Here is a 545-nt window from a genome sequence, read left to right as displayed (position 1 = left end):
AAATCATACGACCAGACGCAGTATTTTACATTCTGCTGCATTATATAAAATACAAGAAAACCATTATTAACCTTTTAATCACCACCTTTATGAAGAAGATTTTAAATTATTTATTCGTGTTATGCCTGCTCGTTGGAGCATACGGTTGCAGCGATGATGACAGAGATGTAAAACGGATTTATCCGGAGGAAAAACAAGAACCTTTTGAAAGAGAGAATTTGAAAGGATATTTAAGGTATGATAATTCCCTTAAAAGATGGATAATCTACCCTGTTGACGAACCGGAATTCCGAACAGGAGATGAAGATAGTATATCTTTTTTAATTGAAAACATGAAGGATGAATACAAGGCTTATGAAGGTGATGTTACCTTCAGTGGCACCCTTTTATATTTATATTATGAAGCGAGATTGCCTATAACAGGTTGCCATGGTGGTACTGACATTTACTCTCTCCATCTAAAAGACATTCAGAAAAGAGAGCTAACAGAAGAAGATTTCAACAATCACTAAACAATAACCTTAAAATCATTTTATGATGAACAA

1 protein-coding gene is annotated in these 545 nt (G+C 33.9%); it reads left to right on the top strand.

Annotation, left to right across the window (positions count from 1 at the left end):
• Positions 1-89: 89 nt before the first annotated feature.
• Positions 90-512: a hypothetical protein gene (locus IR173_RS17995; RefSeq protein WP_237040871.1), complete on the top strand. Its 423-nt coding sequence runs from the start codon at positions 90-92 to the stop codon at positions 510-512.
• The last annotated feature ends 33 nt before the right edge of the window (positions 513-545 follow it).

Origin of the sequence: Phocaeicola faecalis, from assembly GCF_021730445.1 — a bacterium.
Lineage (GTDB): Bacteria > Bacteroidota > Bacteroidia > Bacteroidales > Bacteroidaceae > Phocaeicola > Phocaeicola faecalis.
Note: the sequence above shows the minus strand (reverse complement) of the source record. Positions and strands in the feature narration are given on the sequence as shown.